This window comes from Actinoplanes sp. L3-i22, assembly GCF_019704555.1.
Classification (GTDB): Bacteria; Actinomycetota; Actinomycetes; order Mycobacteriales; family Micromonosporaceae; genus Actinoplanes.
On the sequence record NZ_AP024745.1, the window covers coordinates 1375725 to 1392840 of the forward strand.

General features: G+C 71.2%; 10 protein-coding genes. 9 read left to right on the forward strand and 1 reads right to left on the reverse strand.

Translation table 11 applies throughout. The features are described 5' to 3' along the window. Positions 1–27: 27 nt before the first annotated feature. The 3 genes from L3i22_RS06410 to L3i22_RS06420 all read left to right on the forward strand — a co-directional run bounded on the left by L3i22_RS06410 (position 28) and on the right by L3i22_RS06420 (position 5739). Positions 28–1557, forward strand: coding sequence for an alkaline phosphatase (locus L3i22_RS06410; protein WP_221326062.1), 1530 nt, complete (start codon positions 28–30; stop codon positions 1555–1557). A gap of 260 nt (positions 1558–1817) precedes the next feature. Next, entirely contained in the window at positions 1818–4928 is a 3111-nt protein-coding gene (gene ileS / locus L3i22_RS06415; RefSeq protein ID WP_221326063.1) for an isoleucine--tRNA ligase, read from the forward strand. A 142-nt stretch (positions 4929–5070) separates the two neighbouring features. Then, a complete protein-coding gene (locus L3i22_RS06420; RefSeq protein ID WP_221326064.1) occupies positions 5071–5739 on the forward strand; it encodes a 1-acyl-sn-glycerol-3-phosphate acyltransferase in 669 nt (222 codons plus the stop codon). Between the two features lie 9 nt (positions 5740–5748). Here the strand turns inward: L3i22_RS06420 and L3i22_RS06425 are convergent, their stop codons facing one another. After that, complete coding sequence (locus L3i22_RS06425) at positions 5749–7002, reverse strand: hypothetical protein (RefSeq protein WP_221326065.1); 1254 nt, start codon at positions 7000–7002, stop codon at positions 5749–5751. Between the two features lie 218 nt (positions 7003–7220). On the opposite strand from L3i22_RS06425, the gene L3i22_RS06430 reads away from it, so the two are divergent. The 6 genes from L3i22_RS06430 to L3i22_RS06455 all read left to right on the forward strand — a co-directional run bounded on the left by L3i22_RS06430 (position 7221) and on the right by L3i22_RS06455 (position 17036). Beyond that, positions 7221–8018, forward strand: coding sequence for an alpha/beta fold hydrolase (locus tag L3i22_RS06430; RefSeq protein WP_221326066.1), 798 nt, complete (start codon positions 7221–7223; stop codon positions 8016–8018). 29 nt (positions 8019–8047) lie between these two features. Further along, entirely contained in the window at positions 8048–10543 is a 2496-nt protein-coding gene (locus L3i22_RS06435) for a SpoIIE family protein phosphatase (protein ID WP_221326067.1), read from the forward strand. 11 nt (positions 10544–10554) lie between these two features. After that, the gene (locus tag L3i22_RS06440) at positions 10555–10884 is read left to right on the forward strand and encodes an STAS domain-containing protein (RefSeq protein ID WP_255657997.1); all 330 of its coding nucleotides are present in this window, start codon (positions 10555–10557) and stop codon (positions 10882–10884) included. A gap of 23 nt (positions 10885–10907) precedes the next feature. Then, positions 10908–12851, forward strand: coding sequence for a TIGR03960 family B12-binding radical SAM protein (locus tag L3i22_RS06445; RefSeq protein ID WP_221326069.1), 1944 nt, complete (start codon positions 10908–10910; stop codon positions 12849–12851). Between the two features lie 51 nt (positions 12852–12902). Next, complete coding sequence (locus L3i22_RS06450) at positions 12903–13637, forward strand: TIGR03936 family radical SAM-associated protein (protein ID WP_221329814.1); 735 nt, start codon at positions 12903–12905, stop codon at positions 13635–13637. A gap of 132 nt (positions 13638–13769) precedes the next feature. After that, positions 13770–17036, forward strand: a complete 3267-nt coding sequence (locus tag L3i22_RS06455; protein ID WP_221326070.1) for a ribonuclease E/G — start codon at positions 13770–13772, stop codon at positions 17034–17036. The last annotated feature ends 80 nt before the right edge of the window (positions 17037–17116 follow it).

The following is a 17116-nucleotide window of genomic DNA, read 5'->3' on the forward strand; positions in this document are numbered from 1 at the left end:
CCATGCGGGATCGATAGGCATCAGGGCATGACTTCGATCTCACGACGGAATCTGTTGCGCGCCGGAGTGGCCGGTGGCGTGGCCGGGGCGCTCTTCGAGGCCCCGGCGTTCTCCAGTGCCGGCAGCCGGCCGGTGATCACCCATGGCGTGCAGAGCGGCGACGCCACCGCGGACTCCGCGGTGATCTGGACCCGGGCGGACCGGCCCGGCCGGCTCTGGGTGCAGGCCAGCCGCCGCCCCGACTTCCGCGGCTCACGGGTGATCCGGGGGCCGCTGGTCACCCCGGACACCGACTTCACCGGCAAGGTGCGGCTGCGTGGGCTGCCGTCCGGCGAGAAGGTCTACTACCGGGCCAAGGTGGAGAGCCCTGACCGGCCGGGGCTGTTCAGCCTCCCGGTGGACGGCACGTTCCGGACCGCGCCGACGCGTCGTGGCGACATCCGGTTCGTCTGGACCGGTGACGTGGTGGGCCAGGGCTGGGGCATCGACCCGAACTACGGCGGGCTGAAGCTGTTCGAGTCGGCGCGGCTGCGCAAGCCGGACTTCCTGCTGCACAGCGGGGACACCGTCTACTCGGACGGGCCGCTGGTGGAGACGGTCACGCTGCCGGACGGGCGGATCTGGCGCAACCGGCTCACCGACGCCAAGCTGAAGGTCGCCGAGTCGCTCGACGAGTACCGCGGGCAGTACGCGTACAACCTGCTCGACGACGCGTACAAGCGGTTCACCGCGGCGGTCCCGCAGATCAACCAGTGGGACGACCACGAGGTGCTGAACAACTGGTACCCGGGGGAGATCCTGGACGACGCGCGGTACACCGAGAAGCGGGTGGACGTGCTGGCCGCGCGGGCGCACCGGGCCTACCACGAGTGGGTGCCGACCCCGGAGCGGACCGGCCCGGTCTACCGGAAGATCTCCTACGGGCCGCTGCTCGACATCTTCGTGCTGGACATGCGCACGTTCAAGGACCCGAACACCGACGACACGTACGCCGACCCGAAGCGCGGCCTGCTCGGCGCGGTCCAGCGGCAGTGGCTGATCGACGGGCTCCGGCACAGCCGCGCGACCTGGAAGGTGATCGCCAACGACCTGCCGCTGGGCCTGGTCGTGCCGGACGCGCCGGTCGGCCAGGAGGGGGTGGCGCAGGGCGACGACGGCGCGCCGCGGGGACGTGAGCTGGAGTTCGCCGAGGTGCTCCGGGCAGCGCACCGGCACGGCGTGACCGGCCTGGTGTTCCTGACCGCGGACGTGCACTACACCGCGGCGCACCACTACGACCCGAAGCGGGCCGCGGTGCAGGACTTCGCGCCGTTCTGGGAGTTCGTCTCCGGGCCGGCGCACGCGGGTGGGTTCGGGCCGAACAAGTTGGACGGCACGTTCGGGCCGGAGGCGGTCTTCGTGCACGCCCCACCGGTGGCGAACGCCTCGCCGGCCGAGGGCTATCAGCACTTCGGCGAGGTGGAGATCGACGGGCATTCCGGGGCGCTCACGGTTCACCTGCGGGATCGGGACGGTGGTTCGCTCTGGTCGACGGTGCTCACGCCGTACCGTAAATAGGTCTTGATCTGCCCGCGGTAATGCGGGTGAAGGAATCATGGGGTGGCCGGTATCGTTGTCGGAACGCAGGCGACGAACCGGCCATCACCGGGGAGCCTCCGGAAGAACGGGGTCCGCCCCTAGTAGAACCGGGCGATTCGGCACGCGCGGCGGCCGGCGAATGAGCGGGCGGATGTGCATCCGTCAAGCGAGGTGGTACCGCGGGCCTTCGAAAAGGCTCGTCCTCGCAGTCAGGTGATGACTGTTTGAGGAGCACCGAGATGTATCCGAAACACACTGACGCGACGGGCGTTCCGGCCTCTCCGGATCTGCCCGCGGTCGAGCGTGCCGTCCTGGCGCACTGGGCGGCGGACCGCACGTTCGAGGCCTCCGTCGAGGCGCGCCCGGCCGGGGAGAACGGCTCCAACGAGTACGTCTTCTACGACGGCCCGCCGTTCGCGAACGGCCTTCCGCATTACGGGCACCTTTTCACCGGGTACGTGAAGGACGTCGTCCCGCGCTATCAGACGATGCGCGGAAAGCACGTCGAACGTCGTTTCGGCTGGGACACACACGGCATGCCGGCCGAGATCGAGACGGAGAAACAGCTCGGCATCACCAGCAAGGCGCAGATCCTCGAACTGGGTGTGGACAAGTTCAACGAGGCCTGCCGGACATCGGTGCTCGCCTATGCCAACGACTGGCGGGGGTATGTCACCCGGCAGGCCCGCTGGGTCGATTTCGAGAACGACTACAAGACGCTCGACCCCGGTTACATGGAGTCGGTCATGTGGGCGTTCCGGACGCTTTTCGACAAGGGTCTGGTGTACGAGGGTTTCCGCGTTCTCGCCTACTGCTATCGATGTGAGACGCCGTTGTCGAACACCGAGACGCGGATGGACGACGTCTACCGGGACCGGACCGATCCCGCTTTGACGGTAAAATTCCGTCTTTCTACCGGTGAGGACATCGCGGTGTGGACGACCACGCCGTGGACGCTGCCGTCGAACCTGGCGCTGGCGGTCGGCCCAGACATCGAATATGCGGTTTTGTCCGACAAATCAGGGCAGAGGCTCATCCTCGGCGCCGGGCGGGTGGCCGCCTACGCCAAGGAGCTCGACGGCTACGAACAGGTCGGCACGGTCCTCGGCCGCGAGCTCGTCGGCCGCCGCTACACCCCGCTCTTCGACTACCTCGTCGAGCCGGGCGGGGAGAACGCCTTCCAGGTGCTCGGCGCCGACTTCGTGACCACCGAGGACGGCACCGGCGTCGTCCACATGGCCCCCGCCTTCGGGGAGGACGACCAGAACGCCTGCACCGCGGCCGGTATCCCGACCGTGGTCACCGTGGACGAGCGCACCCGCTTCACCGCGCTGGTCCCGGACTTCCAGGGCGTGCAGGTCTTCGACACCAACAAGCCGGTGATCGCGCTGCTCAAGGAGCGCGGCGTGGTGGTCCGGCACGACGGCTACACGCACTCGTACCCGCACTGCTGGCGCTGCGACACCCCGCTCGTCTACAAGGCGGTGTCGTCCTGGTTCGTGGCGGTGACGAAGTTCCGCGACCGGATGGTCGAGCTGAACCAGGAGATCACCTGGACGCCGGCGCACGTCAAGGACGGCTCGTTCGGCAAGTGGCTGGCGAACGCCCGGGACTGGTCGATCTCCCGGAACCGGTTCTGGGGCTCGCCGATCCCGGTGTGGAAGTCGGACGACCCGGCGTTTCCGCGGGTGGACGTGTACGGATCCTACGAGGAGCTGGAGCGGGACTTCGGCGTCAAGGTCAGCGATCTGCACCGGCCGTTCATCGACGAGCTGACCCGGCCCAACCCGGACGACCCGACCGGGAAGTCGACCATGCGCCGGGTGCCCGAGGTGCTGGACTGCTGGTTCGAGTCCGGGTCGATGCCGTTCGCGCAGGTGCACTACCCGTTCGAGAACAAGGACTGGTTCGAGCACCACTACCCGGGCGACTTCATCGTGGAGTACATCGGGCAGACCCGCGGCTGGTTCTACACGATGCACGTGCTGGCCACGGCGCTGTTCGACCGGCCGGCGTTCCGGAACTGCCTGAGCCACGGCATCCTGCTGGGCGAGGACGGGCGCAAGATGTCCAAGTCTTTGCGCAACTATCCGGACGTATATGGAGTTTTCGACTCTTATGGCTCCGATGCCATGCGGTGGATGCTGATGTCGTCGCCGGTGCTGCGGGGCGGGGACATGCCGGTGACCGAGACGGCGATCCGTGACTCCGTACGCCAGGTGCTCTTGCCGTTGTGGAATGTCTGGTATTTCTTCAGCCTCTATGCCAACGCCTCGAACTATGTCGCGAAATTTCGGACAGCCTCCACGCACCTGCTCGACCGCTACATCCTCGCCAAAACCGGCGAACTAGCCACAGATGTCGCGAAAAAAATGGACGACTACGACATCTCGGGTGCGGCGGGGGACGTCCGCGCCTACCTCGACGCGCTCACCAACTGGTACGTCCGCCGCTCCCGCGACCGCTTCTGGGACGGCGACCCGGATGCCTTCGACACCCTGGCCACCGTCCTGGAGACGCTCTGCCGGGTGGTCGCCCCGCTGGCGCCGCTCACCGCCGAGGAGGTCTGGCGCGGCCTGACCGGCGACCGCTCGGTCCACCTGACCGACTGGCCGGACCCGGCCGTGTTCCCGGCCGACCACGACCTGGTCGCGTCGATGGACGCGATCCGGGACGTGGCGTCGGCGGCGCTGTCGCTGCGCAAGGCGAAGGCCCTGCGGGTCCGGCTGCCGCTGGCCCGGCTGACCGTGGCCGCCGTCCACCCGGGCTCGCTGGACGGGCTCGGCGACCTGCTCAAGGACGAGGTGAACGTCAAGGACGTGGTCTTCACCGACGACGTCGCCGCCTACTGCGAGCAGGTCCTCATCGTGGTGCCCCGGGCGCTCGGCCCGCGGGTCGGCAAGCAGGTCCAGCAGGTGATCAAGGCGGTCAAGGCCGGTGACTGGACGCTGGTCGACGGCGCCCCGGTCGCGGCCGGCGTCACCCTGGCCGAGGGCGAGTACGAGCTGAAGCTGGTCGCCGCGGACGCGGTGAACTCGGCCCCGCTGCCGGCCGGCGCCGGCGTGGTCGTGCTGGACACCGCGGTCACCCCGGAGCTGGCCGCCGAGGGCCTGGCCCGGGACGTGATCCGGGTCGTGCAGCGGGCCCGCCGGGACGCCGATCTGGACGTCTCGGACCGGATCGCGCTGGTGGTGGCCGGGTCGCCGGCGGTGGCGGCGGCGGTCGAGGCGCACCGGACGTTCGTCGCCGGTGAGACCTTGGCCACGTCGTTGACGTTCGCGCCGGTGGACGGCTTCAGCGGCGAGGTGGGCGACGGCGAGCGGATCACGGTGGCCGTCACCCCCGTGTGAGATACCCGACTAGCCCGGATATTCGCCTGACGCGGCGAATGTCCGGGCCTGGCGCAAGATCAATCGTCCACAGCGGGCTTGCGTCCGATAACCTTCCCTCACCCCTCATCTTTGTCAGTACCTGGTCTTATCGGAGGACGAGTTGCCGCTGATCTACTCGATCGGCAAGCTCACCGTCGGCAACGCGCTGATGGTGGGCTGGAAGCCACGCATCGAGGGCATCGAGAACGTGCCCAAGACCGGTGGCGCGATCTTCGCCGGCAACCACCTCTCGGTCGCCGACGAGCTGTTCCTCGGTGCGGCCGTGCCGCGCCACCTGGCGTTCTGGGCCAAATCGGACTATTTTGTCGGCAAGGGCGTGAAAGGCTTCTTCTCGCGAAAGCTGATGGAGGGCCTGGGCGCCATCCGGGTCGAGCGGGCCGGCGGCCGTGCCGCGCTCACCGCGTTCGATGCCGCGATCCCCGCGCTCAAGGGCGGTGACCTGGTCGCGGTCTACCCCGAGGGCACCCGCTCGCCGGACGGCAAGCTCTATCGCGGGCGCACCGGCGTGGCCCGGCTGGCCGTCGCGGCCGGCGTGCCGATCATCCCGGTCGGCATGATCGGCACCGAGGTGGTGCAGCCGATCGGCCAGATCTACCCCAAGTTGATGCGGGGCCAGGTCACGGTCAAGTTCGGCGAGCCGATCGACACGGTCGGCCGCTCCGACGACCGCACCTCGCTGCGCGAGCTCACCGACCAGGTGATGGGCGAGATCCAGAAGATGACCGGCCAGGAGTACGTGCCGCGGTACGCGCCCAAGCGCCCGGAGTGACCTCCCCGCTCACGCCCCGAATCGGGGCGTGAGCACCTCCCCGCGCAGGTTGGCGACCAGCTCGGCGCTCTCCGACACCGAGCGCCGGGTCAGCAGCACGGTCGCCATGCTGCCGTGGTCCGCCCACGTGCAGATCACCGTCGACGTCCCGTTCAGCCGGCCGGCGCCACAGCTCTCGAACGCGCCGAACTCGCCGGTGTCGAAGTCCCGGACGTCGCTCAGCTTGGTGTCGCCGGCGATCCGGGCCAACTGCCCGGACACGTCCGACTGCGGGGTGAACCGCCAGCCGGTGACGCCGTAGAGGGTGACCTTCTTGCCGCCGGAGTCGCTGTAGACACCGGCGAACGCCTGCCCGTCGGCGCCGGCCTCGGCCAGCTGGTCGGCCAGGCGGTCGACCGCCTTCTGGCTGGCGTCGTCGATGCGCAGGCGCAGGTCACCGAGGCGATCGGGGAGCTGCGCGGTGACCGGGAACTGCCCCAGGACGGGCCATTGGTCGTACGCGTAGGGCGCACCGAACCACGCCGCGACCAGGACCGCGATGACCAGCAGGAGTCGCCGCAGCCGCCGGCGCTTGCGCCGCGGGCGCGGCGGGGTCCACGGCGGCCGGGTCGCCTCCTTCGGGCGCGGTTGCACCGGAACACGCTGCGGCGCCGGGCTCGCGCTCGCCTTCGGCTTGCGGAACCATCCCCGGGGTGGCGCCGGCGGTCCGGCGGCGGGCTGCGGCGGGGCAAACGGCTTGGGGGGTACGGCGGCCGGCGCGCCCGCCGGTGCCTTCGCGTTCCGCGCCTCGGCGACCTGGGCGGCCTTCGCGCCGAGCTGGTCGAGCAGCGCCGCGACCTTCGCCGGGAAGTCGACCTTCGCCGGCGCCGGCTGCCCGGTCTGCGCGCGGGGCGGGCCGGGCGCGGCCGGGTTGTCGAACCGGGTCGGCGGCAGGTGCTCCGCCGGGGCGTCCACGCGCGTCGGCGGCGCCCCGGCCGGCGCCAGATGTTCCGTGGTCCAGACCGGAGTGTCCTGCCCGGCCCACGGGTCCACGGCCGGCATCGTCGCCCAGTAGTCCTCCGGGTCGGGCTCCGGCTCCCCGCTCACCCGGTCGACGAGCCGCCCCCACAGCGACTTCCTCGGCGCCACCTCGGGCACCGGCGCCGCTCCGCTCCACCGCGACGGGAGGACCCCGGTCGGCGGCTCGTCGGAGGAACCGGCCACGCGGGTCGGGTCGGGCATTCCGGTGGCCGGGGTGTGTTGTCCCGGCTCCGTGTCAGCCATTGTCGTCGATCTCCTTCGGCCGGCCGGGAGCGTTGGTCCACACCCAGGTTAGGCACGGTGTGCCAAGCGGACGGCGGGGCGGAATCCGGCCACCGGACACGAATGGCGGACAACGGGGGCGATGTGCGAAACGCTCCGGAGTCGTATGGTTACCCGGACTTCGCATCCGGGCGCCCCGGGTGACACCTCTCACCACCCCTGGGGAGGGCTCGACCCGCATGAGATCCACACAGCGGAACGCCGTCACGTCGTCCGGCCGCGAATCCGGGCAGCCGATGCTCTTCGCGCACGGCTACGGGTGCGACCAGAACATGTGGCGGCTGGTCACGCCGGCCTTCGCGGACACGCACCGGCTGGTGCTCTTCGACCACGTGGGCAACGGGAAGTCGGACCTGACGGCGTACGACGACGCCAAGTACTCGACCCTCGACGGCTACGCCACCGACATCCTGGACATCGTCGAGGAGCACGACCTGCACGACGTGCTGTTCGTCGGCCACTCGGTGAGCTCGATGATCGGCCTGCTGGCCGCGGTCCGGCAGCCGGAGCGGTTCGCCGGCGTGGTGATGATCGGCCCGTCGCCGCGGTACATCAACGACGAGGCGGACGGTTACGTCGGCGGCTTCGGCCGGCCCGACATCGAGCAGATGCTGGTCTCGCTGGACAGCAACTACCTGGGCTGGTCCAGCGCGATGGCCCCGGTGATCATGGGGAACCCGGAGCGGCCGGAGCTGGGCGAGGAGCTCACCAACTCGTTCTGCCGCACCGATCCGGCGATCGCCAAGAAGTTCGCCCGGGTCACCTTCCTCTCCGACAACCGGGCCGACCTGCCCCGGATGCGGGTGCCCTCGCTCGTGCTGCAGTGCTCGGACGACGTGATCGCGCCCACCGTGGTCGGTGAGTACGTCCACAAGAACACGCCGCAGAGCACCTTCACCGCGCTGCACGCGACCGGCCACTGTCCGAATCTGAGTGCTCCGGAAGAGACGGTTGACGCGATCAAGTCCTGGTTGTAGACAGCGGGCATGATCGGCGGAGCGCTGGCGTGAGCGAATCTGGTGGGCCGGACTTGTCACAGGAGTTGCGACTGCCCTGGGACGACGATCCCGAGGACCTTTACGAGCATGCACCCTGCGGTTATCTGACGACCCTCCCGGACGGCACCGTGGTCCGGGTCAACCAGACGTTCCTGGACTGGACCGGCTACGAGCGGTCCGCCCTGATCGGTCACCGACGGTTCCGTGATCTGCTCACGCCGGGTTGTCAGATCTACCACGAAACCCACTACGCACCGTTGCTGACCATGCAGAACGAGGTGCACGAGATCGCGCTCGACGTGGTCCGTGCCGACGGCACCCGGGTGCCGGTGCTGGTCAACTCGGTGCTGGAACGGGCCGCCGGCGGGGCGCCGCGGGTGATCCGCACGATGATCTTCAACGCCACCGAGCGGCGCAGCTACGAGAACGAGCTGCTGCTCGCCCGGCAGGTCGCGGAGGCCTCGGAGACGCGCGTCCAGGCGCTCCAGCAGATCGTCGCCGACCTGGCCGCCGCGCCGACCGAGGCGGAGGTGGCCGAGGCCGTGCTGCGCGCCCCGGAGCCGGCGTTCCAGGCCACCAGCAGCAGCATCTACCTGGTCGATCTGGAGCGGGACCAGCTGGTCGCGGTGGCCTCCACCGATCCGACCACCGGCAACTGGGACGACATGCCGCGCTCGTCGGAGCGGGCGGTCGCCGAGGTGGCCCGCCGCGGCGACCTGCACGTGGTGCACAACCTCGCGGAGGCCGCGAAGCACTTCCCGGACCTGGAACGGACGATGACCCGGTCCGGCCGCCGGACCGTGGTGCTGCTGCCGCTGACCACCGGACCCACCGAGGACCAGGCCGGGGTGACCGTGCTCGGCGTCCTGGCGTTCAGCTTCGCCGAGGAGCGCGAGCTCAGCGACGGCGAGCTGCGGGTGATCCGGCTGCTCGGCCAGCAGGCCGGCCAGGCGCTGGACCGGGCCCGGCTCTACGACGACGCCCGCCGCCGCGAGGAGCGGGCCGAGTTCCTCGCCGCCACCACCCGCGCGCTGGACGAGGAGCACCGGCTGCTGCAGCGCTGCCGCCGGCTGATCGAGCGGGTGGTCCCGGAGATCGCCGACTGGGCCACCGTCCGGCTGCACGTCGGCCCGGCCGGGCTGCGCGAGGACGCCGGCGGCCCGGCGCCGGACGAGGCGCTGCTGTTCGAGCGGATCGCCGAGGCGACCCGCTCGGTGACGCCGGTCCACGCCACCGACGGTGACGGGCTGGGCTGCACGGTCCTGCCGATCACCGCGCGTGGCCGGGTGCTCGGCACCCTGGCGCTGCGGATGGCCGCCGACCGGCGCGGGGCCGAGGCCGAGCGGGCGTTCCTCGTCGACCTGGCCGACCGGGCCGGGCTGGCGCTGGAGAACGCCCGGCTCTACGAGCAGGAACGGGCGATCGCCCGGTCCCTGCAGCGCAGCCTGCTCGCCACCGACGTGCCGTCCGGCGACGCGCGGTTCGCGCTGGAGACCCACTACCAGGCCGGCGGGCAGGACCTGGAGGTCGGCGGCGACTGGTTCGACGCCTTCCTGATCACCCCGAACCGGCTGGCCGTGGTGGTCGGCGACGTGGTCGGGCGGGGGCTGGAGGCGGCCAGCACGATGGGCCAGCTGCGCAGCGCGATCCGGGCGCTGGCGAACGCGGCCAACGGGCCGGCCCGGCTGCTGGAGGGCCTCGACCAGTTCTGCCAGCGGGTCGACTCGGCGCGGATGGCCACGGTCGTCTACGCCGAGGTCGACCTGGACGAGTGCGAGCTGGTCTACGCCTGCGCCGGGCACCTGCCGCCGCTGCTGCACCAGCCGGCCGGCTCCGCCGAGTTCCTGCTCCAGGCGCGCTCCGGCCCGATCGGGACGCGGGCCGGCGACCGCCGCCGCACCGAGCACCGGATGCGCCTGGCCCCCGGCAGCCGCCTGCTGCTCTACACCGACGGCCTGGTGGAACGCCGGGACCGGCCGATCGACCGCGGCTTCGAGGTGCTCAACCGGGAGTTCAGCCGGCTGCGCGGGGCTCCGCTGAAGGGCCTGCCCGCGGCGCTGGCCGACACCATGGTGGGCCGGGAGCACGGCGACGACGTCTGCCTGCTCTGCCTGACCCTGGGCGCCGAGGAGCGGCTGGAACGCACGCTCGGCGCCGACCCGCTGCAGATCGCGCTGCTCCGCTCGGACATGCGGGCCTGGCTGACCGGGCACGGGGTGGACGGCGACTGCATGGACGCGGTGCTGCTGGGCTGCTCCGAGGCGGTGGCGAACGCGATCGAGCACGGGTACCGGGACGACCCGTTCGGTGTGGTGGACGTGTCCGCCACGGTCACCGACGAGGCGGTGGAGATCCGGGTGTCCGATCGCGGCACCTGGCACGGGCCCGGGGACTCCCGGGGGCGTGGCCTGCAACTGATCGAGGAAGCGATGGACGAGCTGCTGTTCGACCGGGGCGACGGGACCACGGTGACCATGCGCCGGCACCGGGGAGGCCCACGTTGACGGACCAATGGGTGACCTTTTCGCGGCACGGGGTGGCCGAGGCCGTACATCTCAAGGGTGAGATCGACCTGGCCAACGCGCACGACATCGGGCGGGCGATCGTCGCCCGGACGACGCTGGCCGACGCCGTGCTGATCGACCTGACCGCGGTCTCGTTCCTGGACAGCGCCGGGGTCCGGCTGCTCGACCTGATCGTCGGCGAGCTGGACGAGCGGGGCAAACCGATCCGCCTGGTGGTCGGCGAGCGCGGCGCGGCCCGGATGACCCTGCAGCTCTGCGCGTTCCGGAACGACCTGTTCGCGATCGACCTGGACGGGGCCGCGGCGGAACTGGGCGGCTAGCGTCTCGCGTACCCTGGACACCCATGAGCGTGAGTTCCGTCTTCCCGCAGCTCGAGCAGCTGCTGCCCCGGGTCAGCAAACCGATCCAGTACGTGGGCGGCGAGCTCGGCGCCGTCGTCAAGGACTGGGACGCCACGGTGGTCCGCTGGGCGCTGATGTATCCGGACGCGTACGAGGTCGGCCTGCCCAACCAGGGCGTCCAGATCCTCTACGAGGTGCTCAACGAACAGCCGGACGTGCTGGCCGAGCGGACCTACTCGGTCTGGCCCGACCTCGAGGCGCTGATGAAGGAGGCCGGCGTCCCGCAGTTCACCGTCGACGCGCACCGGCCGGTCAAGGCCTTCGACGTCTTCGGCATCTCGTTCGCCACCGAGCTGGGCTACACGAACATGCTCAGCGCGCTCGACCTGGCCGGCATCCCGATGCTCAGCGCGGACCGGACGGTCGAGCACCCGATCGTGCTGGCCGGCGGCCACGCCAGCTTCAACCCGGAGCCGGTCGCCGACTTCATCGACGCCGCCGTGCTCGGTGACGGCGAGGAAGCGGTCCTGGAGATCACCGGGATCATCCGGGAGTGGAAGGCCGAGGGCTGCCCCGGCGGGCGGGACGAGATCCTGCTGCGCCTGGCGCGGACCGAGAGCATCTACGTACCGCGCTTCTACGACGTCGACTACCTGCCGGACGGGCGCATCCAGCGCGTCGTGCCGAACCGCCCGGACGTCCCGTTCCGGGTCTCCAAGCGCACCACGATGGACCTCGACGCCTGGCCGTACCCGAAGAAGCCGCTGGTCCCGCTCGCCGAGACGGTCCACGAGCGGTACGCCGTGGAGATCTTCCGCGGCTGCACCCGGGGCTGCCGGTTCTGCCAGGCCGGCATGATCACCCGCCCGGTGCGGGAGCGGTCGATCACCACGGTCGGCCAGATGGTCAAGGAGGGGCTGGAGTTCTCCGGCTACAGCGAGGTCGGCCTGCTCTCGCTCTCCAGCGCGGACCACTCGGAGATCGGTGACATGTGCTCCGGCCTGGCCGAGCAGTACGCGGACACCAACGTCTCGCTGTCCCTGCCGTCCACCCGGGTCGACGCGTTCAACATCGACCTGGCGCAGGAGCTGTCCCGCAACGGCCGGCGCACCGGTCTCACCTTCGCCCCGGAGGGCGGCTCGGAGCGGATCCGCAAGGTCATCAACAAGATGGTGACCAAGGAGGACCTGATCCGGACGGTCGTCACGGCGTACTCGAACGGCTGGCGCCAGGTGAAGCTGTACTTCATGTGCGGTCTGCCCAGCGAGACCGACGCGGACGTGCTGGAGATCGCCGACATGGCGCACGAGGTGATCCGGGCCGGGCGGGAGGCCGCCGGCACCAAGGACATCCGCTGCACCGTGTCGATCGGTGGCTTCGTGCCTAAGCCGCACACCCCGTTCCAGTGGGCGAAGATGGATACGCCCGAGGTCATCGACGGCCGGCTCAAGATGCTCAAGGACGCCATCAACAGCGACCGCTCGCTGGGCCGGGCGATCGGTTTCCGCTACCACGACGGCGAGCCGTCGCTGATCGAGGGCCTGCTGTCGCGCGGTGACCGCCGGGTCGGCCAGGTCATCCGCCGGGTCTGGGAGAAGGGCGGCCGGTTCGACGGCTGGTCCGAGCACTTCTCGTACTCCCGGTGGGTCGAGGCGTGCGCCGAGGTGCTCCCCGGTTTCGGCGTCGACCTGGACTGGTACACCACCCGGGAGCGCGAGGAGGCCGAGGTCCTGCCCTGGGACCACCTCGACTCCGGCCTCGACAAGGACTGGCTCTGGCAGGACTGGCAGGACTCGATGAGCGAGTTCGAGCAGGACGACTGCCGCTGGACGCCGTGCTTCGACTGTGGCGTCTGCCCGTCGATGGACACCGAGATCCAGATCGGCCCGACCGGTAAGAAGCTGCTTCCCCTGACCCCGGTGAACGGACTGCGGGTCCCCGCTTAGGAGTAGAAGATTCCCCCGAAGAACCAGCCCGTGGGCGGTCAGGCCCCGGTGGTGCAGCGGATCCGCATTCGCTATGCGAAGCGCGGACCGCTGCGTTTCACCTCGCACCGCGACTTCGCCCGCGCCTTCGAGCGTGCGCTGCGCCGGGCCGCCGTCCCGATCGCTTTCTCTCAAGGCTTCACCCCACACCCCAAGATTTCGTACGCGAGTGCCGCGCCCACCGGGGTCGGCAGCGAGGCGGAGTACCTGGAGATCGGTCTGCAGACCGAGACCGACCCGGAGCAGTTGCGGGTCGCCCTGGACGCCGCGCTCTCCCCGGGCCTGGACGTGCTGGAGGCGGTCCGGGCCGGCGAGGGCAGCCTGGCCGACCGGATCGACGCCTCACGGTGGCGGATCGAGCTGCCGGGCATCGACCCGGAGACCGCCCGGGCCGCCGTCGCCGCCTTCCTCGCGGCGCCGGAAGTGCTGGTCGAGCGCATGACCAAGCAGGGCCGGCGCTCGTTCGACGCGCGCGCGGCGGTGAATGGGTGCATGGTGGAACAAGAGCCGGACCTACCTTCCGAGGCCGGTGGAGTACCGTGTGCGATAATCGACCTTGTCGTACGGCAGGTAATTCCCGCCGTTCGGCCCGATGACGTCCTCTCCGGCCTGCGCGTGGTGGCCGACCTGGAGCCGCCGGTACCCCCGAGGGTGACCCGGCTGGCCCAGGGCTTACTCACCGCGCAGGGGGAGATCGTCGATCCGTTGGAGGCGGATCGCGAGGGCGTCGGCTTCGGCGGACGCTGACCGGGACCGGTCGGCGCCCATTGGCAGACGACTTCGGCAGCCCGTCCGTCTCGGACGGGCCCGAAATACTTGCAGCGATCCTGCGTGGCAGCGCTCACCCGCGCCCGGGGTCGCCAGAACTGGAGAGCGCCCATGCTCGATAACGAGCCCCCAGTCAACCTGGGAGAACAGGGCGGTGAACGGGACGGAGCAGTCTCGCCGCCCACGGATACCGCCACCACCCCGGCTCGCCGGGTCCGGGCCACCCGCCGTAAGGCGGCGGCCCCTCCGGCTGAGGATGCCGCGCCCGTCGCGGCCGTCTCACCGGAGGCGGCCGAGGTCACCGAGACCCCGGCACCCGTGAAGAAGGCCACCCGTAGCCGCCGCAAGGCAGCCGCGCCGGCCGTCACGGACACCCCGGCCGAGGCCACCCCCGAGACACCGGCCGCCGAGGCCACCGAGGCACCCGCCGCGGAGACCCCGGCCCCGGTCAAGAAGGCCACCCGCAGCCGCCGCAAGGTGGTCGCACCCGCCGCCGAGCCGCCCTCCGAGCAGCTCGAGATCCCGCAGCCGGTCGCCGAGCCCGCCCCCGTCGTGGTGGTGGTCCCCGACGAGCCGGTCGAGGAGGAGGACGAGGAGACCGCCGCCGGCGTGCCGGTGGTCGGGATCCTCCCGCTGGACGACGACTTCGTCGAGGAGCCGCCGGCCGCGCCCGCCAAGGGGCGTCGTGCCGCGCTGCCCCCGGCGGTGCTCTTCATGCCGCCGGAGGCGACCGAGGCGGCTCCCGCGCCGGTCAGCCGGCGTCGTCGTCCGGTCACCGACCCGCTGGCGCCCGCCCCCGTGGCGGCCGCGCCGGTCGAGACGCCGGCGACCGCGCCGGTGTCCACCCCGTCCGCGGCGGCTCAGTCCGCCGAGGTCCCGGCCGCCGAGGACGCGGAGGAGCCCGTCGAGGGCACCCGCCGCAGCCGTCGTCGTCGCCGGGGCGCCGCCGAGGAGCAGCCGGCCGCCGAGCCGGTCGCCGCCGTGGCGGAGCAGCCGGTCCTGGACGAGGTCGACGAGGGTGCCGACGACGTCGAGGACGGCGCCGAGGACGAGGACGACGAGGCGGCCGGCCGTCGCCGCCGTCGCCGGGGCCGTCGTGGCCGCGGCCGCGGCAAGGGCCCGTCCGACGAGTCGGACGAGAACGAGCCGGAGGCCGAGGAGTCCGAGGGTGACGCCGAGGCGTCCCAGGACGACGAGGCCGAGGACGAGGACGGCGAGGAGGGCGAGAGCGGGGTCACCCGCCGTCGCCGTCGCCGCCGCCGCAAGGGCTCCGGCGGCGACGCCGAGACCGGTGGCATCGAGGACGGCGTGCACACCGTCGTCCGGGTCCGCGAGCCGCGCCGTACCGACGAGGTGCAGGGCGTCTCCGGGTCGACCCGGCTGGAGGCCAAGCGTCAGCGCCGCCGGGACGGTCGCGAGCAGCGCCGGACCCGTCCGCCGATCCTGAGCGAGTCGGAGTTCCTGGCCCGCCGCGAGGCGGTGGACCGGGTCATGGTCGTCCGGCAGAAGGCCGACCGGACCCAGATCGCCGTGCTCGAGGACGGCATCCTGGTCGAGCACTACGTCGCCCGGGCCACCTCCGGCACCATGGTCGGCAACGTGTACCTGGGCAAGGTCCAGAACGTGCTGCCGAGCATGGAGGCGGCGTTCGTCGACGTCGGCCGCGGCCGGAACGCGGTGCTGTACGCCGGCGAGGTGAACTGGGACGCCACCGGGCTGGAGGGCCGGGCCCGCTCGATCGAGCAGGCGCTGCGCTCCGGTGACTCGGTGCTGGTCCAGGTCACCAAGGACCCGCTCGGCCACAAGGGCGCCCGGCTGACCAGCCACATCGCGCTCTCCGGCCGGCACCTGGTCTACGTGCCGAACGGCAACGCCTCCGGGATCAGCCGCAAGCTGCCGGACAACGAGCGCAAGCGGCTCCGGGACATCCTGAAGAAGATGGTGCCGGACGGCGCGGGCGTGATCGTGCGGACCGCCGCCGAGGGCGCCAGCGAGGACGAGCTGGCCCGCGACGTCAAGCGGCTGCAGTCCCAGTGGGAGGACATCCAGGCGCGGGCCGCCACGGGCAACGCCCCGAGCGCCCTCTCCGAGGAGCCCGACCTGGTCATCCGGGTGGTCCGGGACCTGTTCAACGAGGACTTCCGCGAGCTGGTCGTGCAGGGCGAGCAGGCGTACGGCGAGGTGGAGAACTACCTCCACTCGGTGTCGCCGGACCTGGTCGAGCGGCTGCACCGGCACACCGGCGTGGGCGACGTCTTCGCCGAGCACCGGATCGACGAGCAGATCCTCAAGGGCCTGGACCGCAAGGTGTTCCTGCCCTCCGGCGGTCACCTGGTGATCGACCGGACCGAGGCGATGACCGTCGTCGACGTCAACACCGGTAAGTACACCGGTGCGGGCGGCAACCTGGAGGAGACGGTCACCCGCAACAACCTCGAGGCGGCCGAGGAGATCGTGCGTCAGCTCCGGCTGCGCGACCTCGGTGGCATCGTGGTGATCGACTTCATCGACATGGTGCTGGAGAGCAACCGCGAGCTGGTGCTCCGGCGGCTGACCGAGTGCCTGGGCCGGGACCGGACCAAGCACCAGGTCACCGAGATCACCTCGCTCGGCCTGGTGCAGATGACCCGGAAGCGGATCGGCGCCGGGCTGCTCGAGGCGTTCAGCGAGACCTGCGACCACTGCAAGGGCCGCGGAGTGATCATTCACCCCGAGCCGGTGCCGGAGAAGCGGTCCAACGGCAACGGTGGCGGCAGTGGCGGCGGCGTGGCCGCGGCCCCGCAGGTGAAGGCGGTGGCGGCGGCGGTGCGTACCGAGGCGCCGCCGCAGCAACACCAGCAGCAACAGCAGCAGCCGGCCACCACCGGGCGTTCCCGGCGGCGGCGGGGCGGCGACGCCCCGGTCGTCGAGCAGCCGGTCGAGGTCGAGATCGAGGTGATCGAGGCCCCGATCGAGCGGGCCGAGCTCGCCGAGCCGATCGAGCCGTTCGAGACCGGCCCGGCGGCGGAGGTGGCCGAGGTTCCGGTCGCCACTACGCCGGTCGCCACGACGCCGGTCGCCGAGGCCCCGGTGGCCGGTCCGCCGATGGCCGGGTCCGGAGTGATCCGGGGGGTCGTGCGGGCCGTCAAGCCGGCGCTGAGCACCCCGGACGGGGACGACGGCTACGACATCAGCGGCTACGACCTGTCCCGCTACGAGGCGCCGGAGGCCAACGGCGCGGACTACGCGGGCGACGCCGAGCCGCTGCAGTTGACCGGCTCGGACGATCCGGACGCCGCGGAAGAGGACGAGGAAGAGGGCGACGACGACTCGGTGGGTGCCGGTACCGGCCGCCGCCGGTCGCGCCGCAGCGGTGCACGCCGCCGTACTCGCCCCTGACCTGAGGAAACCCGCCCCGGCAGTTAGCTGTTAAGAAAGTTAACTGCCGGGGCGGGTTTTCCGTTACCCTCGTCGGGATC

Coding starts and splice junctions, on each gene's coding strand:
- L3i22_RS06430 (WP_221326066.1), top strand. CDS start 7,221: ATGAGATCCACACAGCGGAACGCCGTCACGTCGTCCGGCCGCGAATCC.
- L3i22_RS06445 (WP_221326069.1), top strand. CDS start 10,908: ATGAGCGTGAGTTCCGTCTTCCCGCAGCTCGAGCAGCTGCTGCCCCGG.
- ileS (WP_221326063.1), top strand. CDS start 1,818: ATGTATCCGAAACACACTGACGCGACGGGCGTTCCGGCCTCTCCGGAT.
- L3i22_RS06425 (WP_221326065.1), bottom strand. CDS start 7,002: ATGGCTGACACGGAGCCGGGACAACACACCCCGGCCACCGGAATGCCC.
- L3i22_RS06455 (WP_221326070.1), top strand. CDS start 13,770: ATGCTCGATAACGAGCCCCCAGTCAACCTGGGAGAACAGGGCGGTGAA.
- L3i22_RS06410 (WP_221326062.1), top strand. CDS start 28: ATGACTTCGATCTCACGACGGAATCTGTTGCGCGCCGGAGTGGCCGGT.